Source organism: Flindersiella endophytica, from assembly GCF_054779015.1.
Genome location: NZ_BAAGYY010000024.1, coordinates 750,008 through 772,234, shown reverse-complemented (window position 1 = coordinate 772,234; position 22,227 = coordinate 750,008). Strand labels below are relative to the sequence as shown.

The window sequence follows — 22,227 nt, the reverse complement described above, 5'->3', positions numbered from 1 at the left end:
GTTTCCGTGGTTAACGTGGTCATTCGGGTCGAACTAGACGAGGCCTTCGCGTACGACGTACGCGACGGCATGCGCCCGATTCTTCAGATGGAGCCGGGCTGTGACGTCCCGGATGATGTTCTTGACAGTGCGTTCGGAGTACGCGAGCTGCCTTGCGATCTCGATCGTGCTCATCCCGTCGGCGACCAGCTTGAGCACTTCCAACTCGCGTTCTGCGAACCCTGAGAAGGTGAGCCCCCGCGGTGTGAGCGTCTGTCGTTGCAAGCGGGCCACCTGGTCGAGCAGCCGGCCCAGCAGGTCGGGCGGCACGGTGCCGTCACCACTGCTGGCGGCCTGGATCGCCGCGACCAGGCGTTCGGGGCTGGCGTCGTTGCGACGGAGCAGCCCACAGCTGCCGGCCTCGACGGCCTGCAGCAGGTCATTGTCGTCGAGTTGGGTCGCAACGACGAGCACGCGGCCCCGGCCACCCCGGGCAGCTGCCCGGATGACGCGGATGGCGTCCTCGTTCATGCGGTCTGCGACGACGATCGTGACGGTCGGGGTGTCGCCCCGTACGTCCTCAATAAGGTTGATCTCCGGTCGATACCGCAGCTGGGAGGTTATCCCGGCTAGCGAAATCGGGTCGAAGGCGGTTACTAGAACAGGAATCCGATCACTCATGGCGTCCCCCTCGGCGCGAACCACAAGAGAGGTACAGACAATCTACTGACGCTCGATATTCGTACGGGTTACAGCAGTGGATGGTTCAATCTCGAAAAAGATTGGAAGAGCTGACGAGTCAGGGGGATTTGTCTGCGTACGCAAGGATCTGAGGTCAGTTCTGGCCAGTGCGGAAAGCGTTTGAGCGGGCTTTCAGGACGCCCGATATGGTGTCGCACGTGAACTCGGGAGGATTTGTCCACGTACGCAGGCTTCTGGTCGTTGCGGCGGTCGTGCTCACCGCCGGCCTCGGGCTCGGCGCATGCAGCGGCGACGGTGGCGACGACGGCCTGCTCGGCGCGCTGGAGAAGACACCACAGACCGCGACGACGCTGCGAACCTTCGGCTACGCCGACGAGGAGGCGATCGACAAGATCTCGGACGGCCAGCCCGACTCGGTGCGGTTCAAGGCGCTGTCGGCGTACGCCACCGGGCAGGTGTCGGGCAGCGGGCCGTCGCTGCGCGACAACGAGGTCTACCTCGAGCTGGCCAACTGTCTTGGGCCCGATGTGGTGGCGGCGCGTTTCGCGCAGCCGGTCGATGCGGCTTCGCAGGCGCAGGTGCTGGCGGTGGGTGTTCGTGCGGAGAGCGGGAAGTCGCCCGTCGAGGTGTGGTGCACGGCGGTCAAGCAGGACGTCGATGCGCAGGCGATGGCTGGGCGGGTGTTCGAGCGGCTGGCCGGGCCTCGGCAGAACGGCCGGTTGTGGAGCGACTCGATCGGTGAGCCGGACGTCGAGGTCTACGGCGACCTGGGTGTGATCCGGGTGATCGCCGCGCCGCCGGATCCGAAGACCGTGGTGTTCGGGCAGTTCCTCCAGCCGTTGGCCACCGGCGAGCTCGACCAGCTGACCAAGCCCTGAAGTGACACTAGGAGCAATACCGGGCCGGACTTTCGCGTTTGCCTTGACGTTGGCGACAAGGTCTAGCGTCGAGCATCGAAGGAGGCCGGATGCGGATCGGTGAGCTCGCGGAACGAGCAGGCACCAGCACTCGTGCGCTGCGTTACTACGAGACCCAGGGGCTGCTCGCGGCCCGGCGCGACGCGAAGGGCTATCGCGACTACGACGAGAACGACCTGCGCCTGGTCGAGGAGATCCGGTCGCTGCTGGCGATCGGCTTCGGCCTGGAGGACGCTCGTCCGTTCGTCGAGTGCCTGCGGGCGGGCAACCCCGCCGGAGACTCGTGCCCGGACGCGGTCGCTGTCTACCGCCGCAAGCTCGCCGAGATCGACGAGTGCATGGAGCGCCTGGCGGGCGCGCGTGCGCGGATCGCGGAGCAACTGGCCAAGCGAACCGAACTGGCTGAGGAGCCCACGTGTCCGAGACGACTGCCCAGATCATCAGCGTGACCGACGCGGACTTCCAGGAGCGGGTGGTCGGCAACCAGCTGCCCGTACTCGTGGAGTTCTGGGCCGAGTGGTGCCCGCCGTGCCGGCTGATCGCCCCGGTCCTCGACGCGCTGGCCACCGAGTACGCCGGTCAGCTGGTCGTCGCGAAGATCAACTCCGACGAGAACCCCGCGACGACGGTGGCGAACCGGGTGCTAGGGGTTCCGACGATGCAGGTCTACCGGGGTGGTGAACTGGTCAAGGTGATCGTCGGCGCCCGGTCCAAGGCCGCGTTGCTGCGCGAGCTTGCCGACGTGCTGCCCGCGGTCCAGGCCGCGTGACCTGCCAAACCTGCTGACGAACGCGCGTACCGGCCGGTCCGGTCTCGCTTCGAACGTCCACGCGACGGCGAGCGCGACCAGGGCCGGCCGGTTGCCGTTGAGGTCGCCGGACACCATCGCGTTGACCAGGAAGAACACCGCGAGCCCGAGCCAGACGGCGGCGTCGAGGCGGCGCGCGCGGCGAGCCAGCAGCGCCAGCGACAGCCCGGTGAAGAGCAGGAAGACCAGCCCGGCGACCCAGCCGGCCTCGACGAAGATCTCGGCGAAGATGTTGTGGGGGTACTGCGCCCAGCCGTTCTTCGTCAGTACCTCCAGCGGCTGGAGGTGGTCGACCAGCCCACCCCAGCCGACGCCCGACGGATGGTGCGCGGCGATCCGGCCACTGGCTTCGAGCAGGCGCAGCCGGGCCTCGCTCGACCAGTCCATGCCACCGCCGCCGGTCTGGACGATCCGTTGTACGGAGTGGATCGGCACGAACCGCAGCGCGATCCACACCGCGGCGCCCGCGCCGATCACGGCGGCGCAGCGGTAGATGCCGGTCCGCGTGCGGGAGGCGGTGAAGAGCAGCAGCACGAGCACGCCCAGCAGGATGCCGAGCACGGGCCCACGCGATCCGGTGGCGACGGTCGCGGCACCGAATCCTGCGGCTACCGCAAAAGCCGTCCACCGCAACCAGCCGGTACGGAGCAATGCGATGGCCGCACAGACCATCGCGGCCGCTCCAGCGCCACGACCGGACGCGAGCGTGCTCGAGCCGACCGCCGCGAGCCGGCCTTCCTGCGCGGGATCGAGCGTGAGCAGCGCCGACACCACGATCACCGCTCCGGCCAGGAACGTGCCTGCAGCCGTCAGCATCCGCCGCACCGGCGTGGTGAGCAGGAACATCGGCGTCAGCACGGCGATCAGCGTGTAGACCCAGATGCCGAAGATCTTGGCCTGGGCGTACGACGTGTGCGGCGCGAACAGCGTGGCCGGAACGAACGTCAGCCACAGCGTGAACACGAGGGCGGCGCCGCGCGGAACCCACTCCGGCCGGCGCAGCCAGACCACGAACGCGCAGCCGGCCAAGACGAACGCGCCGAGCTTGGCGAGGTCGACCGGCACCCAGGAGAACAGCGGGGTCGCCTTGACGTACCCGGAAAACAGCAGCATGACGAACGCGATCGGCACGACTACGTCGCGCCACGAGATGCGCACACCACGCACGAACCCACCCCAAGCTCCGACGACCTGGTGTGCGCAGGGCACACCCGACAACACCGCCCTCCCAGCGGCGTTGCAAGCTTAGGTGATGCCGCTCGACGCGTTGCGCTGGACGCGCCTGGACCACGCGGTGAACGCCGAGCAGGCGTTCGCCGGGTTGTTCGGCGCGAGTCCGTACGCGTTCTGGCTGGACAGCAGCCGCCTGCAGGGCGCGTCGCGTTACTCGTTCCTCGGCGAGTCCGATGATCTGCTGCCCGCCGGGTTCGACGCGCTGCAGGCTCGGCTTGACGAAGCCATGGCGACCGTCGACCTGGCGGGGCTGCCTCCGGAGGTCGCCTGCGGATACGTCGGCTACTTCGGCTACGAGTTGCCCGCCTACGACGGCGTACACCGCGCGCGGGTGTCGCCGTACCGCGACTCCGGCTGGCTGCGGGCAGACCGGTACCTCGCGATCGACCACTGGGAACGGCAGACCTGGGTGATCGAGCGCGGTGACGGTGCGTGGCTGCGCGACGCCGAGCGCAGGCTGGCGTTGCTGCCCGCCCTGCCGGATCCGGGTCCGGCGCGGGGGGTCGATCCCGAGCCGTTGCTGGTACGCGATCGTCAGCGCTACCTCGCCGACGTCCGGACCTGCCTCGACTACCTGCGGGCGGGGGAGAGCTACGAGATCTGCCTGACGAACCTGGCGGAGCTCCCGTTCGACGGTGACCCGTGGCTCGTCTACCGCCGGTTGCGCCGGCTGGAGCCCGCGCCACACGCCGCGTTCCTACGGCTCGGCGACCTGCACGTCCTGTCCGCCTCGCCCGAGTGTTTCCTTGCGATCGACGCGGACGGCTATGCCACGGCCTGCCCGATCAAGGGAACCTCGCCGCGTAGCTCCGACCCGGCGACCGACCTCGGGCTGGCCAAGGACCTGGCCGGAGACGTCAAGACGCAGGCCGAGAACCTGATGATCGTCGACCTGCTCCGCAACGACCTCGGCCGGGTGTGCGAGCCGGGTTCGATGAGCGTGCCGGACTTCCTGGTCGTCGAGTCGTCGGCGACCGTGCACTCGCTGGTGTCGAGGATCCGCGGCCGCCTGCGTACGGACGTGGGGCCGGTCCCTGCCGTGCGGGCGTGCTTTCCGCCGGGCTCGATGACGGGCGCGCCGAAGGTCCGGACGATGGAGATCCTCGACTCGCTGGAGACCCGGCCGCGCGGAATCTACTCCGGCGTTCTCGGCTATTTCGGATTGGCAGGCACCGCCGACCTCAGCGTCGTGATCCGTACGGCGGTGATCTCGGACGGCCTGGCGCGGGTCGGAGCGGGTGGGGCGATTGTCCTCGACTCCGATCCGGACGCGGAATACGCCGAGATGCTGCTGAAGGCCGCCGTGCCGCTGCGCGCGTTCTAGGTCCGGCTCGACGGTCGTGGGTGAACGTCGAGAGCCTCGGCCGCGTGACCGTCCGGCCGGCCTGCTCGTCACCTTTCGCCGACTCGATCCGTCAGCGAGGTAGGAGTCAGCTGAGGAAGGGACAAGGTGACCGTGACGCCCCAGGACTTTCTGGCGGTCGAGTTCGAGGGCCATCGCGCCCAGTTGCGGGCGGTGGCCTACCGCATGCTCGGTTCGCTGGCGGAGGCCGAGGACGCCGTTCAGGAGGCGTGGCTGCGGCTGGCCCGGTCGGACGCCGACGACATCGGCAACCTGGGCGGCTGGCTGACCACGGTGGTCGGCCGGGTGTGCCTCGACATGCTCCGCACCCGGAAGGCGCGGCGCGAGGAGGCGCTGGACGACCGGCTGCCCGATCCGCTGGTCAGCCGGGACGACGCTGACGACCCGGAGCAGCAGGCGTTGCTGGCCGACTCGGTGGGGCTGGCGCTGCAGGTGGTGCTGGAGTCGCTGACTCCGGCCGAACGGCTGGCGTTCGTCCTGCACGACCTGTTCGGGTTGCCGTTCGACCAGATCGCGCCGATCGTGGATCGCACGCCCGTGGCTGCCAAGCAGCTGGCCAGCCGGGCCCGCCGGCGGGTACGCGGGGCGGCGCCGAGCCCTGACCGTGACCTGGCGGCTCAGCGCCGGGTGGTGGACGCGTTCCAGGCTGCGGCGCGTGGCGGTGACTTCGAGGCGTTGCTGGGCATCCTCGACCCGGACGTGGTGCTGCGCGCCGATCGCGGTGTCAGCGCCGGCGGCATCATGAGCGTGCACGGCGCCGCCGCGGTGGCCGGCCAGGCCGCGACGTTCCGGCGTACGGCGTCGGCCGCGGTGACGTACTCCGTGCTGGTCAACGGAGCCGCCGGTCTGCTCACCACGATCGACGAGGCCCCGATCTCGCTGATCAGCTTCACCGTCACCGACGGCAGGATCGCCACGATCGACATCCTGTCCGACCCCGATCGGCTGTCCCGGCTCGACGTCGCCGAGCTGACCAACTGACCCGCGGACCACGGTCACCTTTCCCCGTTCGGATTCGTCAGCTCAGTGAAGGTCAATCGTCAACCAGCATGGAGGATTCCCCATGGAACCGCGGATCGCCGATGTCAACACGCTCTTGCCCGAGATCCAGCAGGTGGCGGGCGCACTGGTGAAGGTCGCCGGGAACGGTTCGGTGCCGCAAGCCACGGTCAGCCTGGTCTACCTGCGGGCCGGACAGCTCGTCGGCAACACCTACCAGGTGATCAGGCACTCGCGCGACCTCCGCGAGGCCGGAGAGTCCGAGGACCGGATCGCCGGCGTGGCGAGTTGGTGGGATGCGCCGTACTTCACTGACGCCGAGCGAGCTGCGCTGTCGCTGGCCGACGCCGTGTTCCAGCCGAACGCCCGGGGCACGGAGCGCGTACCCGACGACCTGTACGCCGAAGCCGCGAAGCACTATGACGAGAAGGCGCTGGCCACCCTGCTGACGCTGCTCGCCTCGGCGAGCTTCTGGATGACCATCGCCGTGCTTTTCAAGCCCCCGCCCGCCGCCTGACGGGAGCTGTTGTCGGTCTCCAGGCCGAGAGCTCCTTCAGCGGAGCTCCCGGACGACGACACCGAACAACTGGTCGCTGTAGTAGAAGCCGTAGATCCGGGAGTCGGCGCTCGCCGCACGATTGTCGCCGAGCACCACGAAGGCTCCCTCCGGAACGGTGGCCGAGCCGGCCGACAGGACCTCTTCCGGCACCACGTCGCCCGGCAAGGCCACCGCGCGTTTGAGGTTCCACTCCCGTTCCATCGGCTCGGCCTCCTGGCCGGGAAGCCGGATCATCCGGTCCGGCCGGCGTACGACGACGACCTCGCCGGCGCGGACCCGCGGCAGCCGCCTGCGCCGGACGAGGACCCGGTCGCCGGCCTGGAAGGTCGGCTCCATGCTGGCCCCGTCGACCGTCGCGAGGAGCAGGTGCCGGCGCGCCCACAGCACGAGGGCGAGCAGCGCGATGCCGGCCAGGCCGGCACCCGTGACGAGGAGCATGGACGTCAAAGCTCACCGCCCTGGTCCACGGTCGCGTATCCGCTGGCCTGCAAGGCGAACAGCCGGGCGTACGTGCCGTCGTTGCCCACGAGCTCGTGATGGTTGCCCTGCTCGGTGATCCGGCCGTCGGCCAGCACGACGATCTGGCCGGCGTCCCGGATGGCGCTCAGCCGGTGCGAGATGAGCAGGCTGGTCCGGCCCACCCGGTGCCGCTGCAGCCGCCGGTGGATCTCGTACTCCGCCTGCGCGTCCAGCCCCGCGCTGGGCTCGTCCAGGATCAGCAGGTCACGGTTGTCGCGCATGAACGTGCGGGCCAGCGCCAGTCGCTGCCACTGCCCACCGGACAGTGCGACACCGGTGTCGGGGTCGTCCTTCTCGCTCTCGGCGAAGAAGATCCGGCTCAGCAACGTGTCGAAGCCGCGCGGCAGGCCCTTGACGATCGTGCTCGCCCCTGCTGACATGGCCGCGGCCTCGACGCGTTCCCGGTCGTCGATCGCGGGCAGGTCACCGATGCCGATGTTGTCGGCAGCCGTGAAGTCGTACTCCATGAAGTCCTGGAACAGCACACCAAGCCGCTGCCGAAGCTCGGCGGGTGGCACCGTGCGGATGTCCACGCCGTCCCAGTAGATGGCACCGCGCGTCGGGTCGTACAGCCGGCCGAGCAGTTTGACCAGCGTGGTCTTTCCCGCGCCGTTGAGCCCGACGATCGCGGTCGCCTGGCCGTAGGGGATCGTCAGGTCGACACCTCGGAGAACCCACGGATGGTCGTCGTCGTAGCGGAACCACACGTCCCGAAGCTCGATGCCGTGGCGCAGCGCGGGCAGTGCACTGCCCACACGGGCCGGAGCCGGAGCCAGGTCGTCAGGGAGGTTCGTGACCTCGGCATGATGGGCGAACATCAGCAGCGCGTGATGCGCGGCAGCGACGCTGTTGACCAGCATGGCAAGGCCTGCTTGCGTACCGGCGACAGCGGCCACGAACGCCGTGACGTCTCCCACGCTGAGCCTCCCCGCCACGGCAGCGCTGACCGCCCAGAGCAGGCCGGCCGCCGCCACGCTCGCGCTCACACCGGCGAGCAGTGCCTGCGCCCGGAACTCACTCCGGTCGACCTCACGCTCGCCGGCCTGGATGGTGTGCAGCTCGCGAAGCAACCTGTCCTTGAAGAACCGGCCGGTGCCGAGGAGCCGGATCTCCTTGGCCGCCCGCGCGTCCGTGGTCAGGGCGAAGTAGAAGTATTGTCGCCGGTGCGCCGGCGTGAGTGCGACGTACATCTTCGCCCGACGGCGCGACAGCCTGATCTGGAGCGCCAGCGTGGGCACCGACCCGAGCAGGACGATCCCCGCGATGACCGGGCTGAGCAGGTACAGCGTGACGAGCAGGCTGACCATGGTGACGACGCCGCGACCCGTCGAGAAGAGCCCTGTCGTCGCCGGCGCGATCATCGCGCCGTCCGCCTGTGTGCACAGCCGGAGCTTGTCGAGGAACCGGGGACTCTCGAAGCGGGACAGGCCCTGGAACCGGTCGAGGGCGGAGTACAGCCGGTCCTGCAGCAGCCGGTCGATCCGGCGACGGTGCTCGCTTTGGACGTACGTCGTGAGCCGCGGCTCGATCGTGCCGGCCAGGCCCGCGGCGGACAGGCCGGCGGCCCAGATCAGGGCCGAACCGCCGGGCCGGGCAGCCACGAGACTGTCGACGAGAAGCTTGGTCTGCCAGGCGACCGCCGCCGGTGCCAGGCCGATGAGAAGGGCGGTGGCCAGCTGCACCAGCGTGAGGGGAGCACTGGCCCGCCAGCACAGCACCCAGGCCTCACAGGCGAGCCGTACCGAAGGGCGCGGCTGCCCGTCCTCTCGCACTGCTCAGACCTTGCTCGGTTCGAGCACAGCTCCAACGGTCGCCTCGGCGCTGCGTACAACACCGTCCGCATCGATCCGCAGGAACGACGGCATGACCATCACCTCCGCGCTCTTGACCAGCGCCGAGGCGTCCGGATCGGTGATCGTCGGCACGTCACGGAGCAGTTCGAGGAGCGGCTCGGTGTCATGGCCCGACCCGATGACCACGGCGAGGGCGTCGGTTCGCTTGCTCTGGTTGGCGAACTGCCTGGCTTCGATGACGCAGGAGCCGCAGCCGGCCTTGAAGAACCCGACCAGTCGTGGAGACTGCGGAATGCCCTCCGGCATCGGATTGCCGACGAACCTCAGCAACTCCACCGACAGGGCTTCCGCGTTGGCGTTCAGTGCTTCACTGTGCTCGCGCAACCTCCGTAGCACCCCGAAGGTGAGCAGCAGGTTGAGCAGACACAACGCGCCGACCAGCACGATGGCCGCGATCACGATCGTCATGGCGAACCTCACTTATCTTTCGTAGCTTGTGGCCGGTTTGGCCGGACTGAACAAGGCCACCAGGTCGTCCAGGCGAACCACGAGAACAAGGGCAAGGGCCGCGGCGGCGAGGGTGAGCACTGTCCACGCGGGGTCGCGCGGTGCCGCGGTGGCGGTCAGTCCGCCCACGAGGCCCGTGCCGCCGGCTGCCAGGAGGATCAGGTTGCGTAGGAGGTGTGGCAGGCCGAGGGGTGTGGAGGATGCGCCGAAACATCGGCAGGGAGCTCGGGAGCCGCGCCTGAGCTCGACGGCGATCACGGTTGTGAACGCCGTCAGCAGGCATGCTGCCAGGGCGAGTCCGGCCTTCGATGTGGAAGGCACGATCAGGAGGATCACCGACGCCGCCTCCGCGGCAACCGTGGCGAGCGCCAGCACGCGGGATCCGCGATACCGGGCCAGCCGGAGAATGACGACCGAGGCGACGAACTCCTCGTAGGCGTTGCGGTTACGGACCTTGCTGGCGAACGAGAACAAGAACACGCCGGCCAGGGTTACCTGGCAGGCCAGGACCACGTATTCCATGGGCGACCGCCTCGCAACTGGTCCCAGGGCCGGGCGAGGCTGTCTGCTCGCCGTCGCCCGGCCCTGGGAGAGCGTTATGTCACTGGCAAGGGCAGTGACCGTGCATGATGGAGCAGGGGCAGGTCGCGCAGGCCTTCCAGTGCCACTGGCAGAACCTGTCGTCGCAGCCGCACCTGATCTCCGCGGGAGCCGCCTTGACGGTTACCTTCGGGACGAAGATCGCGAGCATGGCGTCGCTGAGTCTCTGAACCAGAGTAGGCAACTCGGGTCTCCTCTCTCGAGCCGATGGCCGCGCGCTGGACCAGCACGCAGCCCGATTGGCAGCCAGGATCGCGACCGCCGTTGGCATCTTGCTGGCGCGAGAATGGCGCAACGGTCATTCCTGCGGTGCGGAGCGTGATTTTCGCGACCCAGATCGTTGCTACGGGGTGCGTTCGGCCGAGCGGGCGAGGTTGTCCTCGATCTGCTGGAGCACGGCGATGGCGGACTTCTGGCGCGCAGGCGGGAGGTCGCCGACGGCGCCTGCTTCGAGTTCGGCCCAGATGCGTTCGACCTCGCGGCGTACGGCCTGGCTGGCAGGCGTGGGCTCGACGATCGTCGCGCGCTTGTCGGTGGGGCTGGGCTGGAGGCGTACGAAGCCGGCCCGTTCGAGGCGGCGGACGGTGCGGGCCATCGTGGCGGAGTCGGAGTCGAGGGCGCGGATCAGCTCGGTCTGGCTCTGCGGGCCGCGGTCCCACAGTTGCATCATCACCAGCTCCTGCCCGAGGTGCAGGCCGAGGGGACGCAGCAGCTGCGCGGCGAGCATCCGGTGCAGGCGCGCCACCCGGACGATGGCGTTGGTGAGCGGCTGGGCCGGCATGGAGGGGTGCGTGGGGCTCATCTGGCTCTCGCTGGTCGGTTGCCTGTTCGGACAGTTGGCAGCCTACTGGATCAGGTGACGTGTGTCACATGGGCCCTCGGAATTCGTTCCCGCGATTTACCTGTTTAGACAGGTAATCGCTCGCCGCACCGCGCGGCGACCTTCGTCGAGAACAGGGAACCCGACCATGCCTACGGCATTCGACTCCTACGAGCTGGGCGGCAAGCGCCTGGCGAATCGCATCGTGATGGCTCCGATGACCCGCAGCCGTGCCTACGGTGCGGGGGCGAGCCCGCCGGACCTGGCGGTGGAGTACTACGCACAGCGGGCCGGTGCCGGCCTGATCGTCACCGAGGGGACGCAGCCGTCGCCGGTCGGCCAGGGCTATCCGGACACGCCGGGGCTGCACTCCACCGAGCAGATCCTGGCCTGGCGAAAGGTGACCGACGCCGTACACCGCGCCGGCGGCGTGATCTACGCCCAGCTCCTGCACACGGGCCGGATCGGCCACCCCAGCCTGCTGCCGGACGGGCTGCATCCGGTCGCTCCGTCCGCGGTTCCCGCGGCCGGGCAGGTGTTCACCCATGCCGGCCCCAGGGACTTCGTCGTACCGAAGGAGCTGACGGCAGCGGAGATCTCGCGGACCATCGAGGACTTCGCGGCCGCGGCTCGCAACGCGATGGCCGCCGGCTTCGACGGGGTGGAGTTGCACGGCGGCAACGGCTACCTGATCCACCAGTTCCTCGCCCCCAACACCAACCGCCGCACCGACGCCTGGGGCGGATCGCCGGCCCGGCGCGCCCGCTTCGGTGCCGACGTGGCGACCGCTGTGGCCGACGCGATCGGCTCCGAGCGCGTCGGTTTCCGGATCTCTCCCGGCAACCCGAACAACCACATCGCCGAGGACGACGTGGACGAGACCTACGGTGCCCTGCTGGTGCAGCTGGCGCTGCTCCGCCTGGGCTACCTGCACGTGATGGAAGGCGCGGACCGCGACCTGACCCCGCTGGTCCGCAAGGACTGGCCCGGCACGTTCATCCTCAACCCCCACACGGGATCCGCCCATACGGGCCCGGACGCCCTCGACCTGATCGAGGACGGCAGTGCCGACCTGATCGCGTTCGGCGGTCTCTTCCTGGCCAACCCCGACCTGCCGGCCCGGCTGGCTGCCGGAGGTCCGTTCAATGCGCCTGATCGCGCGACGTTCTACGGCGGCGATCACCGCGGCTACACCGACTATCCGGCGCTCGGCTGAACCTCTTTTCGGAAGGTGTCACTCAGATGTGGATGATCCTGTCCCTGGTGTGCGCGAGCCAGTTCATGGTGATCCTGGACGCGTCCATCGTCAACGTCGCTTTGCCCTCGATCCAGCAGGACCTCGCCTTCTCGCCCACCGGGCTGGCCTGGGTGGTGAACGGCTACCTCCTTACGTTCGCGGGCTTCATGCTGCTCGGCGGGCGGATCGCCGACCTGTTCGGGCACCGGCGGGTCCTGGTGGCTGGGCTGTTCCTGTTCTCTGCCGCCAGCCTCGTTGCCGGCGTGGCCACGGGCCCGGCGATTCTGGTGGTGGCCAGGGTGGTGCAGGGTGTCGGCGCGGCTCTGCTCGCCCCGGCGACTGTCGCCGTTCTGAACACGTCTTTCACCGAAGGGGGTTCACGGGCTCGGGCCTTCGGCGCCTGGTCGGCTGCCGGCGGTGTGGGCGGGATGGCCGGCGCGGTCGTGGGCGGTGCCATCACGACCGGACTGTCCTGGCAGTGGGTGTTCCTCATCAACGTGCCGATCGGTGCCCTCCTGATCGCGGTGGCGCTGATCTCGCTTCCAGGCAACGGGCCGGGTGAACGCCAGCCGCTCGACCTGCCCGGTGCGATCACCGGCACGGCGGGCCTGGCCGGCGTGGTCTACGGGGTCATGCAGGTCGCCGGTCACGGCTGGACCTCCACGCCCGTCGTCGCCCCGGTCGTCGCCGGCCTGCTGTTGCTGGTCGGCTTCGTCGTGGTCGAAGCACGCTTCGCCGCCCGGCCGATGCTGCCGTTGCGGTTGTTCCGCGTTCGAAGCGTGGCCGTTGCCAACGTCATGTTGCTCCTGTTCGGAGGCATCGCCATCGCGATGTGGTACTTCAGCTCGCTGCTCCTGCAGAACGTCCTCGGCTATGGTGCGCTGCAGGCCGGACTCGGGCAGACGCCCGCGGCGGTGACGTTCGTCGTGGTCGCCCGGGTGGCAGCCGCGCTGCTCCCACGTTCGGGCGTGCGAGCGCTCGTGCTCGCCGGCTGCGCGTTCTTCCTCGCGGGCTTCGGCTGGCTCGCGGCCGCGGACGCGAGCAGCGGGTACGTCGCGGACGTCCTCGGCCCGACCCTGCTCGTCGCGGCCGGCATCGGCCTGACCTTCCCGACGCTGATGTCGTCGGCCACCGCCGACGCGCCCGGCGCGGACGCCGGCATCGTCGGTGCGCTGGCCAACACGGCGAGCCAGGTGGGTGGAGCTGTCGGGCTGGCCGGCCTGGCGACGGCCGCCACCGCCCGCACAACCACGACCGGAGACCTCGCCGCGGGTTACGGGCTGGTCTTCCTGATCGCCGCCGGACTCGGTCTTGCGATCGCCTTGGTCGGCTTGGTGGTGCCGCAGCCTCGGATGGCCGGTTCGCGACGCTGAACGGAGATTCCTTGCCACCGAATTAACGATCACCTACTCTCCGGGTGATCGTTAATTCGCGTGGCGGGAGACGTGAATGTCTCGAAGACTGTCGTTCCGCGTGATCGTCGCCGGCCTGGTGTCGGCGCTGGTCACCACCGTTGCCGGGCTGTCGTCCGCCGGAGCCCCACACACCGCGTCCGCGGCCGGCGGGTCGTCCGGCACGTATGCCAATCCGTTGATGCGCGATGTCGCTCAGGCGTTCTCGGACGTCGGGCTGATCCGGGCGAAGGACGGTGCGTGGTACGCCTACGCCAGCAACACGATCATGACCCACGAGAACGCGGAGGCCGGCGGGCCGCAGCACCTCGTTCCGATGGTCCGGTCGACCGATCTGGTGCACTGGGAGTTCCTCGGCGACGCGTTCGACGAGGCGAACCATCCCCAGTGGGCCGGCTGGCCGAGCAAGGGCTACTGGGCGCCGGACGTGCGGTACGTCGACGGCGAGTACTACATGTACTACTCCGCTCCCGGCTCGACCGCGCTCGACGCGGCGATCGGGCTCGCGACCGCACCCACACCGGCCGGACCGTGGACCGACATCGGACGTCCGGTGGTCAACTTCGTCGCCGACAGCGAGGTGATGGAGATCGACCCGATGATGTTCGTCGACGACGACGGCACGAAATACCTCTACTACGGCTCGTTCCGGCGGGGCGGCCTGCACGTCGTGCGGCTGTCGGCGGACGGGCGCAGCGTCGTCGGCGAGTCCCAGCAGGTCGTCGCCGGGGAGCGCGGTGAAGGCGCGTGGGTGACCAGGCACGGTCCTTGGTACTACCTCTTCTACTCCGGCTACGGCTGCTGCATGGGTGACGTCGGCGGTGGCGGATACCCGGTGCTCGCCGGCCGGTCCACGTCTCCGACGGGACCGTTCGTCGACGCGACTGGCGTGTCGCTCACCGGCACGCAGCCCGGCGGGACGGTCGTGAACTCGTTCAACGGAAACACGCTCGCGGCCACCGGGCACAACGCCGTCACGGTCGACCGGTCGGGGCAGCAGTGGAACCTGGTCAACTCCGACTTCCGGTTCGAGCTGCCGTGGGGCGGGCGACCTCAGTCGATGGATCGGCTGGACTGGATTGGCGGCTGGCCGACGGTACGTGCCGGCCGATGGACGTCCGACCAGGCGCAGCCGGCGCCCGCGACGACCTGGACGGCGGGCAGCACGTTCACAGCAGCGGGACAGGCGGACCTGGCCGGCTGGCGGGCAGTGGGAACCGAATGGACGGTCGGCCGGGACGAGGCGAGCGGTGGCTACGTACAGCCGAGGAACGCGACCTCCGGACCCGCGTTGCTGCTCAACCGCACGATCGGCCCGTCCGACTACCGTGCCGAGGGCGACCTCAGGACGGTGACCGGGCAGCCCGGCAAGGCCGGGCTCGTCTTCGGCTACCAGTCGCCGAAGGACTACGCCGTCGCCTGGCTCGATCCCGTCCGTGGCTCGCTGCGCGTCGAGCAGCGAATGGGCGGCGAGGTCGTCAAGGCCGCCGAGACGGCGCTGCACCAGGGATTCCGGTTCGACACCTGGAACGCTGTGAGCGTCGAGGTCCGCGGTGACCACGCGACGATCCAGGTCGCACCCAGCCTGGGCGACAACCCGCTGGGCGAGCTCACGGTGCGGTTGGCGGACGCACTGAAAGGCGAGGCTCAGCTCGGTGTCGCCGCTGCCGGCGGGATCGCGCAGGGCGACAACCTCGGCATGGCCCGGTTGTACCGGCCGGTCACCGAGAAGATCCCCGACCCCGAGCTCGGCCGGCAGCTCGCCTCCTACAGCGACGAGTTCGACACAGGCTCCCTCGATCCCGCCTGGCAGTGGACGGGCATCGCCGACCAGGGCCGGCTCGAGGACGGCGGGCTGGTCTGGAACACCCAGGCCCTCGATCTGAGCGAGGAGAAAGGTCCCGCCGCCACTGTGCTGCTGCGGGACGCGCCCGAAGGCGACTACACCGTCGAGACGAAGCTTTCGCTGCCGTTCCAGGGCAGTACGGGCAACGCCCGCGCCGGCCTGATCGCCTGGGCGTCTCGGACGCAGTCGCTGCAGCTCGCACCCACCAAGACCGGTGCCGTACGACAGGCCTTCCTGTGGCCCGGCGCGGACGACACCCCGTGGCCGGAGGCGATCCAGCTCGGACCCAGTGCCGACATGATGTGGCTGCGGATGCGGCACACGACCCAGCCGGACACCGGTGAGCACCTGTTCCAGGCCGCGACCAGCCTGGACGGCGAGCACTGGCAGTGGGGCAGCTACTGGTACCTGCCGGCCGGCGCCGGTCCGCTGAAGCTCGGCCTGGTCTCGATGGGCGGCACGGGTACCACCGCGCGGTTCGACTACGTACGGACCTACCAGCCATGACCGGCCGGGAGGAGTACCCCACCGGCCGGCCGACCCGGCGTGCGTTGCTGGCGGCCGGGGGAGCGGCCGGCGCCGTGGCCGCGGGACTGCTGCCGAACGCGGCACCGCGCGCGTTCGCCGCTCCACCGACCCCACCGCCGGAGGACGGCTACGACCTCTGGCTGCGCTACCGCACGATCGCCGACGGCGAAGTGCTGCAGCAGTACCGCGCGGCGTTCGACCACGTCGTCGTACAAGGGGATCACGACGTGCTCCGCAACGCGGGTGCGGAGCTGTCGCGTGGGCTCACCGGGCTGCTCGGCCGGCCCGTGCCGGTGCGCGACCAGATCGGCAGGGGAGCGGTGGTGGTCGGCACCAGCAGCGCCGACGACCTCCGCGGCCTCGGCCCGGAGGGCTTCGCGATCAGCCGCCTGCACGATCCGGATCGGACGGTCATCGAGTCGGCCGGCGAACGCGGCGCGTTGTACGGCGCGTTCCGGTTCCTCCAGCATCTGCAGCGGCAACAGCCGCTGGACCGGCTGGCGCGGACCGACCGTCCGGCGTCGCCGCTGCGCATGCTGAACCACTGGGACAACCCGAACCGCACGGTCGAGCGTGGGTACGCCGGCAGGTCGATCTTCGACTGGGACGAGCTGCCCGGGCTCGACGAGCGCTACACCGACTACGCGCGGATGCTCGCCTCGGTCGGGATCAACCACACCGTGATCAACAACGTCAACGCCAGCGCGGAGTTCCTGCGTACCGAACGGCTGCCGGACCTGACTGCCCTGGCCGGTGTGTTCCGGTCCTGGGGCGTACGGCTGTGGGTGTCGGCCAACTACGCGAGCCCGATCACGCTCACCAATGACGATCCCGACCCGATCACGGTGGCCGATCCACTCGACCCGCGAGTCCAGAGCTGGTGGCGGGACAAGATCGACGAGATCTACCAGCTGGTGCCGGACTTCGGCGGCTTCCTGGTCAAGGCCAACTCCGAGGGCCAGCCCGGACCGCTGGACTACGGGCGCACCCATGCCGAGGGCGCCAACCTGCTGGCCGACCTGCTCGCGCCGCACGGCGGAAGGCTGGTCTGGCGTTCGTTCGTCCACGAAGGCTTCGACGACTGGGCGGAGTATCAGTACCGCGTCTTCGGGCCGCTCGACGGCGACTTCCACGCCAACGCCATCGTGCAGACCAAGAACGGCCCGATCGACTTCCAGGTCCGGGAGCCGGTGAATCCCTTGTTCGGTGGGCTTCCCCACACGAACCAGCTGATCGAGCTGCAGATCACGCAGGAGTACACCGGCCACGCGACGCACCTGTGCTACCTCGTGCCGGAGTGGAAGACGATCCTGGACTTCCCGACGCACACCGGTACAGGAGCCGGACCGACGGTTGCCGACATCGTGACTGGGGCCGCCTACGACCAGCAGAACGCCGGCTTCGCCGGCGTGGCCAACCTCGGCGACGACCACGACTGGACCGGCTACCAGCTGGGCGCGGCGAACACCCACGGCTTCGCCCGGCTGGCCTGGAACCCGCACCTGCCCGCCGCCGAGATCGCGTCGGAATGGATCCAGCTCACGTTCGGCTGCGACCGCCGGATCGAGTCCGTGCTGCGGCCGATCCTGCTCCAGTCCTGGAAGACCTACGAGGACTACACGTCTCCGCTCGGGATGGGCTACCTCACGTATCCGCTGGGCGCCCACTTCGACCCCGCGCCGACGACGACGCAGAACCTCTCCCACCACACGACGGCGGAGGGCACCGGCTTCGATCGGACCGCGGCGACGGGCAGTGGGTTCACCGGTCTCTACGCCGAGCACTGGCAGCAGATCTACGGATCGCTCGAGCAGTGCCCGGACGAGCTGCTGCTGTTCATGCACTGGGTTCCGTACGGGCATCGGCTCCGGTCCGGCAAGACAGTGATCCAGCAGATCTACGACAGTCACTTCGCAGGCTACGAACGGGTACTCGCGTTCCGGCAGGCCTGGAGCGGGCTGGCCGGGCTGGTCGATCGTTCCCGGCACGCCGACATCGCAGCGACGTTCGACGAGCACGTCGCACACGCCGAGCTCTGGCGCGACACGATCGTCGCGTACTTCTTCGGCTGGTCACGGGTCCTGTCGACCGGGACGGGCTGGCTGCAGCTGGCGTACCCGGGTGGCCGGCTGCTCTTCGGGGGCCGGACCAACCTCCTCGACGTCGAGATCACGAACGCGACGCACGACGAGCAGTCGGTGCACGCGGTCGTACATCCGGTCGACTCCGGCTGGCAGGTCGGCGAGACCATGGCCGTGGTGGGTTCCGGGGAGTCCGCCACGGTGGGCCTGCCCGTGCGGCCGCCGCTGATCGCCGACCATGTGGACCTGAGCATCGACGTCGCGCCGGCGCAGACCACGCTGGCCGCCCGGAACCAGACGTTCGTGATCACTCCGGACGCCGCCCAGTGCCATCTCGCCCTCGACGTGGGGACCGCGGACAGCCCGCTCGTCACGGGCTACGCCAGGCTCGCCCCCGGCACCAGCTGGGACGCGACACGTGGATACGGCTGGGTCGGCGGTGCACCGCAGGGCCGCGATCGTGGCGGGAGCTGGGACGCGTTGCGACGCGACTTCTGTGGCGACTATCCCGCCCGTACGCTGCGGATCCAGATCCCGGCGGGCCGGCACCGGCTGTCGGCGCTGGTCGGCGACGGCGGCCCGGACTGCCCGCCGACGATCATCGCCGAGGGCGGCACGGTGCTCGCCACCTCACCGGACCTGCCGGGCGGCACGTTCGTCTGGCTGCATGCCGAAGTGGACGGCGGAGCGTCCGGGCGGACGGCCGATCTCGTCCTCGACAGCCAGCCGGACCGGTTCTGGCACCTGGGCGCCCTGGTGATCACCGACCCGGCCTGATCACCGGCTCCTCGCGTGGAGGGACGGTCGTCTCCCGGAAGTCGATCTCGGTGGGCATGGCTGTGGGTGGCTCCGGCTCCGGCTCGCCCCGGATCGCCGCGATCAGGCGCCGCATGCCGTGCCGGCCGGACGTCTCCCGATCGACCCGGACGGTGGACAGCGCGGGCGTGCCGTACCGGACGAGCGTGAGATCGTCCCAGCCGGTCACGCTCAGGTCCGCAGGCACCCGCCAGCCGCGGTGGAACGCCGCGTGCATCACGCCGACCGCGATGTGGTCGCTGGCCGCCACCACCGCCGTGACCGGTGTGTCGTCGGGCAGCGACCGGACGGCCCGGACGCCGGTGTCGGGATCCCAGGGCCCCGTGAACTCGCCGTGCGACCGGAGCCCCAGCCGTTCGCAGGCGTTCAGATAGCCGGACCGGCGCAGCTCCGCCGACCTCCAGTCCTGCGGGCCGGCCGCGTGGAACAGGTCGCGATGCCCGAGCGCGGCGAGCCGGCTCACGATCTCCTCCATCGTCGCCTCGTCGGCGGCAACCGCCTCGACGGCCCGCAGCCGATGGTCGAACTCGTCGGTCTGGACGACCACGCCACCGCCTTCGGCGCTCAGTGTCAACGGGGCCAACGGGGTCAACGGAGTCACCGACAGCACGCCGTCGACCCGGCCGTCGGCCAGCAACTCGGCCGCCAGCGCGCTGAGCGACGCGGGGTTCTCGTTGACGCCGATTACGATCTCGACCCGATAGCCGAGCCGCTGCGCCTCCTCGCTGGCCGCGGCGACGGTACGTTCAGGGCCGGTCCATCCCGGCAGGATGATCGCGACCACTCCGGTGTTGCGGGTGCGCATCGCCCGCGCCGTGAGGTTCGGCCGGTACCCGAGCTCGTCGATCGCGGCCCTGATCCGTCCCATCGTCTCCACCCCGACAGTGGGGTCGGAACGCAGATAACGCGAGACCGTCTGGTGCGAAACCCCGGCGACAGCGGCGACATCGTGCAACGTGGGCCGGCGCTGAACGCTCATGCGGCAACGATACTGGCGACGGCTGCGTGGAGATTCCTCAACGACACAGGTCAGCGCGCCCGGATGCCGTCCAGCGTCAGCTCGACCATCCGCGGGATGTCCTCCACGGTGGGCAACGGCGAACCGATCAGCGCCCGCAGCACCAGGACGCCGAGCACCGCCTCGCAAACCGCGGAGAGGTCGGCGTCGGTTCGTACCTCGCCACGCTCGACGGCGCGCTGGAAGTTGGGCAGGCTGAGCTCGATCCGCCGCTCCACCGCCTGCCGGTACAACGTCCCGATCCGCTCGTCGCGCCCTGACTCGGATGCCGCCAGCCGCAGGAAGTTCAGCCCTCGCGGGGTTCCCAGGAACGAGATCAGGTCGGCGTAGACCTGCGCGAGGTCGCCACCGATCGACCCGGTGTCCGGCGTGGGCACCTCGACGTCGAGCAGGGCGGCCAGCGCGTCGTACGCCAGCTCGTCCTTCGAGGGCCACCGCCGGTAGACGGTCGCCTTCCCCACGCCGGCCCGCTCCGCCACATCGTCGACAGTCATCCGCTCGTACCCACGTTCCAGCAGCAGATCGGCGGCAGCGGCCTTGATCCGCCCGGCGGCATCGGGGTCGCGCGGTCTGCCACGGCGTGCGGGCGGAGCGACCGGCGGGTGGGACATCAGCGGATGGCCTCCAGTTCGTCCGGCTCCGGGACTGTGGTGACAGAGCCGAGCTGATCAGTTACGGCACCGGAGTCTGCCTCATCGTGCCCTTCAGGTCGAGTCTGCCCGTGATGCGGCATCAAGAACAAGGCCACGACGGCGCCAACCGCCACGACGACGGCCGCGACGATGACGGTGGTGTCCATCGCGTCGATGAAACCGCTCTTCGCCGTCGACGCCAGCGCCTCGCCGGCCTGCGCGGGCAGCCGCGCCGCCACGGCCAGCGCGCTCTGCACGTTGTCCTGCGCGGAGTCGGCCGCCGCGGCAGGCAGCCCGGCCACCGCGGAGCCGGACAGCCGGCCGGCGTAGACGGAGTTGAGGATCGAGCCGAGCACGGCGACGCCGAGCGCGCCACCGACCTGCCGGACCGTGTCGTTCACCGCCGAGCCGACACCGGCCTTCGACGGCGGCAGTGAGCCCATCACCGCCTCGGTCGCCGGTGCCATCGCGAAGCCCATGCCGAAGCCCATCAGGAGAACGGAGGTGAACACGCGCCAGTAACCCGTGCCCTCCGTCGTGCCCGCGATCACGACGAACGAAGCCGACAGCAGCAGGAGGCCGGCGAACAGCGGGATCTTCTCGCCGATCCGCTGGGCGATCGCCATCGCGAGCGGCGCGCCGAACGTCATGCCGATGGCGAGCGGCAGGATCCGGATCCCGGCACCGAGTGCGTCGTGTCCCTGCACCGCCTGCAGGTAGATCGACAGGAAGAACGCCGAGCCGAACAACGCGAAGAACACCAGCGTGATCGAGATCGACGGGATCGAGAATCGCCGGTTGGCGAAGAATCGTACGTTCAGCAAGGGATGTGGCGTCCGCAGCTCCCACAGCGTGAAGCCGGCCAGCACCGCCAGCGCCACACCGAACCCGCTGAGGATCACCGGGTCCGTCCACCCCCGGTCGGGCGCCTCGATGATCGACCAGACCAGCGTCGTCAGGCCTGCAACCGACAGCAGGCCGCCCATCCAGTCCAGCCGTGGCGCCTTGACGTCGCGCGACTCCGGAACGATCAGCAGGCCGAGCAGCAGGCCGAGACCGGCCACCGGCACATTCAGGTAGAACACGCTCGGCCAGCTGAAGTGCTCCAGCAGCCAGCCGCCGAGTGCCGGGCCGACCGCGATGCCGATGCCGGAGACGCCGGACCAGATACCGATCGCCTTCTTACGTTCGGACGGGTCGGTGAACGAGTTGGTGAGGATCGACAGCGTGCTCGGCATGATCAGCGCTCCGCCGATGCCCATCACCGTACGAGCCGCGATCAGCTGCTCCGGCGTGTCGACCAGGGCGCCCCACACCGAGGAGGCGCCGAACACGACGAGCCCGGCGAGCAGTGCCCGCTTACGTCCGAGCTTGTCGCCGAGCGCGCCGGCCAGCAGGAGCAGCCCGGCGAACGCGACGGTGTAGGCGTCGACGATCCACTGCAGCTCGCTGGCCGAGGCCGACAGCTCACGCTGCAGCGTCGGCAGCGCGACGTTCAGCACCGTCGTGTCCAGCCCGATGATCGCGAGGCTGATGCACAGCACCACGAGCGTTGCCCAGCGGCGCCTGTGCACCGCTGAGATTTCTGAAGATTGCTCCACGGGTTGCCCTCCACTACTCACTCTGAGTAATTACGAGACTGATAAGTTCCGTTTGAACGTAACGGACAACCCGCCGAAATTTGTTCCGGTTGCGTAGGGAAGTGAGGCTTAGTTCACACGTACGACATAGAACTCGCGACTCTGTAATCGGTCTGCAACATCACGCGTTTTGGAGCGAAACGCAGCGCCACCAAGCTGTGTGCAACTCAAACCAGACCAATTCTTCTGTGCGAGATGCCGTTGGGGGCGACGTAGGG

Annotated in this window: 20 protein-coding genes and 1 pseudogene; 11 read left to right on the top strand and 10 right to left on the bottom strand. The window is 69.4% G+C overall.

Annotated features, from left to right (window positions below; all coding sequences use genetic code 11):
- Positions 1 to 33: 33 nt before the first annotated feature.
- Positions 34 to 510 (bottom strand): response regulator transcription factor, encoded by a 477-nt coding sequence (locus ACYVF6_RS31365; protein ID WP_460526244.1) that lies wholly within the window; start codon positions 508 to 510, stop codon positions 34 to 36.
- A 368-nt stretch (positions 511 to 878) separates the two neighbouring features.
- On the opposite strand from ACYVF6_RS31365, the gene ACYVF6_RS31360 reads away from it, so the two are divergent.
- The 3 genes from ACYVF6_RS31360 to ACYVF6_RS31350 all read left to right on the top strand — a co-directional run bounded on the left by ACYVF6_RS31360 (position 879) and on the right by ACYVF6_RS31350 (position 2,367).
- Positions 879 to 1,559, top strand: coding sequence for a hypothetical protein (locus ACYVF6_RS31360; RefSeq protein WP_460526243.1), 681 nt, complete (start codon positions 879 to 881; stop codon positions 1,557 to 1,559).
- A gap of 89 nt (positions 1,560 to 1,648) precedes the next feature.
- Positions 1,649 to 2,047, top strand: coding sequence for a MerR family transcriptional regulator (locus ACYVF6_RS31355; protein WP_460526242.1), 399 nt, complete (start codon positions 1,649 to 1,651; stop codon positions 2,045 to 2,047).
- Positions 2,014 to 2,367 carry a thioredoxin family protein gene (locus tag ACYVF6_RS31350; RefSeq protein WP_460526241.1) on the top strand — a complete coding sequence of 118 codons (354 nt, stop codon included), beginning with the start codon at positions 2,014 to 2,016 and terminating at the stop codon, positions 2,365 to 2,367. The genes ACYVF6_RS31355 and ACYVF6_RS31350 overlap by 34 nt, the downstream gene beginning before the upstream one ends.
- A gap of 228 nt (positions 2,368 to 2,595) precedes the next feature.
- Here ACYVF6_RS31350 and ACYVF6_RS31345 read toward each other — a convergent pair.
- Positions 2,596 to 3,078: pseudogene (locus ACYVF6_RS31345) on the bottom strand (O-antigen ligase family protein); the annotation flags it as partial.
- Positions 3,079 to 3,658: 580 nt separating this feature from the next.
- Here ACYVF6_RS31345 and ACYVF6_RS31340 point away from each other — a divergent pair.
- The 3 genes from ACYVF6_RS31340 (at position 3,659) to ACYVF6_RS31330 (ending at position 6,518) form a co-directional block, all read left to right on the top strand.
- Entirely contained in the window at positions 3,659 to 4,963 is a 1,305-nt protein-coding gene (locus ACYVF6_RS31340; RefSeq protein ID WP_460526240.1) for an anthranilate synthase component I family protein, read from the top strand.
- A gap of 126 nt (positions 4,964 to 5,089) precedes the next feature.
- Positions 5,090 to 5,983 carry a sigma-70 family RNA polymerase sigma factor family protein gene (locus ACYVF6_RS31335; protein WP_460526239.1) on the top strand — a complete coding sequence of 298 codons (894 nt, stop codon included), beginning with the start codon at positions 5,090 to 5,092 and terminating at the stop codon, positions 5,981 to 5,983.
- Between the two features lie 82 nt (positions 5,984 to 6,065).
- A complete protein-coding gene (locus ACYVF6_RS31330) occupies positions 6,066 to 6,518 on the top strand; it encodes a carboxymuconolactone decarboxylase family protein (protein ID WP_460526238.1) in 453 nt (150 codons plus the stop codon).
- Positions 6,519 to 6,554: 36 nt separating this feature from the next.
- Here the strand turns inward: ACYVF6_RS31330 and lepB are convergent, their stop codons facing one another.
- From lepB to ACYVF6_RS31310, 4 genes are read right to left on the bottom strand one after another with little or no spacing between them, the layout of a single operon-like run.
- Positions 6,555 to 6,998, bottom strand: coding sequence for a S26 family signal peptidase (gene lepB, locus ACYVF6_RS31325; protein ID WP_460526237.1), 444 nt, complete (start codon positions 6,996 to 6,998; stop codon positions 6,555 to 6,557).
- 5 nt (positions 6,999 to 7,003) lie between these two features.
- Complete coding sequence (locus ACYVF6_RS31320) at positions 7,004 to 8,851, bottom strand: ABC transporter ATP-binding protein (RefSeq protein ID WP_460526236.1); 1,848 nt, start codon at positions 8,849 to 8,851, stop codon at positions 7,004 to 7,006.
- Between the two features lie 3 nt (positions 8,852 to 8,854).
- Positions 8,855 to 9,340 carry a hypothetical protein gene (locus ACYVF6_RS31315; protein ID WP_460526235.1) on the bottom strand — a complete coding sequence of 162 codons (486 nt, stop codon included), beginning with the start codon at positions 9,338 to 9,340 and terminating at the stop codon, positions 8,855 to 8,857.
- A gap of 12 nt (positions 9,341 to 9,352) precedes the next feature.
- Positions 9,353 to 9,901 (bottom strand): MauE/DoxX family redox-associated membrane protein, encoded by a 549-nt coding sequence (locus tag ACYVF6_RS31310; RefSeq protein WP_460526234.1) that lies wholly within the window; start codon positions 9,899 to 9,901, stop codon positions 9,353 to 9,355.
- Between the two features lie 104 nt (positions 9,902 to 10,005).
- Here ACYVF6_RS31310 and ACYVF6_RS31305 point away from each other — a divergent pair, with 104 nt between their 5' ends.
- Positions 10,006 to 10,149, top strand: a complete 144-nt coding sequence (locus tag ACYVF6_RS31305) for a hypothetical protein (RefSeq protein WP_460526233.1) — start codon at positions 10,006 to 10,008, stop codon at positions 10,147 to 10,149.
- 173 nt (positions 10,150 to 10,322) lie between these two features.
- On the opposite strand, the gene ACYVF6_RS31300 is transcribed toward ACYVF6_RS31305, so the two are convergent.
- Positions 10,323 to 10,781: a MarR family winged helix-turn-helix transcriptional regulator gene (locus ACYVF6_RS31300; protein WP_460526232.1), complete on the bottom strand. Its 459-nt coding sequence runs from the start codon at positions 10,779 to 10,781 to the stop codon at positions 10,323 to 10,325.
- Between the two features lie 166 nt (positions 10,782 to 10,947).
- Between ACYVF6_RS31300 and ACYVF6_RS31295 the strand changes: the two genes are divergently transcribed.
- From ACYVF6_RS31295 to ACYVF6_RS31280, 4 genes are all read left to right on the top strand, one after another.
- Entirely contained in the window at positions 10,948 to 12,015 is a 1,068-nt protein-coding gene (locus tag ACYVF6_RS31295) for an alkene reductase (protein WP_460526231.1), read from the top strand.
- Positions 12,016 to 12,041: 26 nt separating this feature from the next.
- A complete protein-coding gene (locus ACYVF6_RS31290; protein ID WP_460526230.1) occupies positions 12,042 to 13,409 on the top strand; it encodes an MFS transporter in 1,368 nt (455 codons plus the stop codon).
- Between the two features lie 76 nt (positions 13,410 to 13,485).
- Entirely contained in the window at positions 13,486 to 15,801 is a 2,316-nt protein-coding gene (locus ACYVF6_RS31285; protein ID WP_460526229.1) for a family 43 glycosylhydrolase, read from the top strand.
- Positions 15,798 to 18,680: an alpha-glucuronidase family glycosyl hydrolase gene (locus tag ACYVF6_RS31280; RefSeq protein WP_460526228.1), complete on the top strand. Its 2,883-nt coding sequence runs from the start codon at positions 15,798 to 15,800 to the stop codon at positions 18,678 to 18,680. Before ACYVF6_RS31285 ends, ACYVF6_RS31280 begins: the two co-directional genes overlap by 4 nt.
- Here ACYVF6_RS31280 and ACYVF6_RS31275 read toward each other — a convergent pair.
- The 3 genes from ACYVF6_RS31275 to ACYVF6_RS31265 are packed head-to-tail and all read right to left on the bottom strand — an operon-like array spanning position 18,664 to position 21,970.
- On the bottom strand, positions 18,664 to 19,698 hold the full coding sequence (locus ACYVF6_RS31275; RefSeq protein WP_460526227.1) for a LacI family DNA-binding transcriptional regulator: 1,035 nt from the start codon (positions 19,696 to 19,698) through the stop codon (positions 18,664 to 18,666). The two genes, ACYVF6_RS31280 and ACYVF6_RS31275, sit on opposite strands and share 17 nt — an antisense overlap.
- 50 nt (positions 19,699 to 19,748) lie before the next feature.
- On the bottom strand, positions 19,749 to 20,348 hold the full coding sequence (locus ACYVF6_RS31270) for a TetR/AcrR family transcriptional regulator (RefSeq protein WP_460526226.1): 600 nt from the start codon (positions 20,346 to 20,348) through the stop codon (positions 19,749 to 19,751).
- A complete protein-coding gene (locus tag ACYVF6_RS31265) occupies positions 20,348 to 21,970 on the bottom strand; it encodes an MFS transporter (protein WP_460526225.1) in 1,623 nt (540 codons plus the stop codon). The genes ACYVF6_RS31270 and ACYVF6_RS31265 overlap by 1 nt, the downstream gene beginning before the upstream one ends.
- Positions 21,971 to 22,227 lie beyond the last annotated feature (257 nt).

What these genes read in the sequence shown, in the direction of transcription:
- ACYVF6_RS31365 (WP_460526244.1), bottom strand. Translation starts at nt 510, where the DNA reads ATGAACGAGGACGCCATCCGCGTCATCCGGGCAGCTGCCCGGGGTGGC.
- ACYVF6_RS31355 (WP_460526242.1), top strand. Translation starts at nt 1,649, where the DNA reads ATGCGGATCGGTGAGCTCGCGGAACGAGCAGGCACCAGCACTCGTGCG.
- ACYVF6_RS31340 (WP_460526240.1), top strand. Translation starts at nt 3,659, where the DNA reads ATGCCGCTCGACGCGTTGCGCTGGACGCGCCTGGACCACGCGGTGAAC.
- ACYVF6_RS31330 (WP_460526238.1), top strand. Translation starts at nt 6,066, where the DNA reads ATGGAACCGCGGATCGCCGATGTCAACACGCTCTTGCCCGAGATCCAG.
- lepB (WP_460526237.1), bottom strand. Translation starts at nt 6,998, where the DNA reads ATGCTCCTCGTCACGGGTGCCGGCCTGGCCGGCATCGCGCTGCTCGCC.
- ACYVF6_RS31315 (WP_460526235.1), bottom strand. Translation starts at nt 9,340, where the DNA reads ATGACGATCGTGATCGCGGCCATCGTGCTGGTCGGCGCGTTGTGTCTG.
- ACYVF6_RS31310 (WP_460526234.1), bottom strand. Translation starts at nt 9,901, where the DNA reads ATGGAATACGTGGTCCTGGCCTGCCAGGTAACCCTGGCCGGCGTGTTC.
- ACYVF6_RS31305 (WP_460526233.1), top strand. Translation starts at nt 10,006, where the DNA reads ATGATGGAGCAGGGGCAGGTCGCGCAGGCCTTCCAGTGCCACTGGCAG.
- ACYVF6_RS31300 (WP_460526232.1), bottom strand. Translation starts at nt 10,781, where the DNA reads ATGAGCCCCACGCACCCCTCCATGCCGGCCCAGCCGCTCACCAACGCC.
- ACYVF6_RS31295 (WP_460526231.1), top strand. Translation starts at nt 10,948, where the DNA reads ATGCCTACGGCATTCGACTCCTACGAGCTGGGCGGCAAGCGCCTGGCG.
- ACYVF6_RS31290 (WP_460526230.1), top strand. Translation starts at nt 12,042, where the DNA reads ATGTGGATGATCCTGTCCCTGGTGTGCGCGAGCCAGTTCATGGTGATC.
- ACYVF6_RS31285 (WP_460526229.1), top strand. Translation starts at nt 13,486, where the DNA reads ATGTCTCGAAGACTGTCGTTCCGCGTGATCGTCGCCGGCCTGGTGTCG.
- ACYVF6_RS31280 (WP_460526228.1), top strand. Translation starts at nt 15,798, where the DNA reads ATGACCGGCCGGGAGGAGTACCCCACCGGCCGGCCGACCCGGCGTGCG.
- ACYVF6_RS31275 (WP_460526227.1), bottom strand. Translation starts at nt 19,698, where the DNA reads ATGAGCGTTCAGCGCCGGCCCACGTTGCACGATGTCGCCGCTGTCGCC.
- ACYVF6_RS31270 (WP_460526226.1), bottom strand. Translation starts at nt 20,348, where the DNA reads ATGTCCCACCCGCCGGTCGCTCCGCCCGCACGCCGTGGCAGACCGCGC.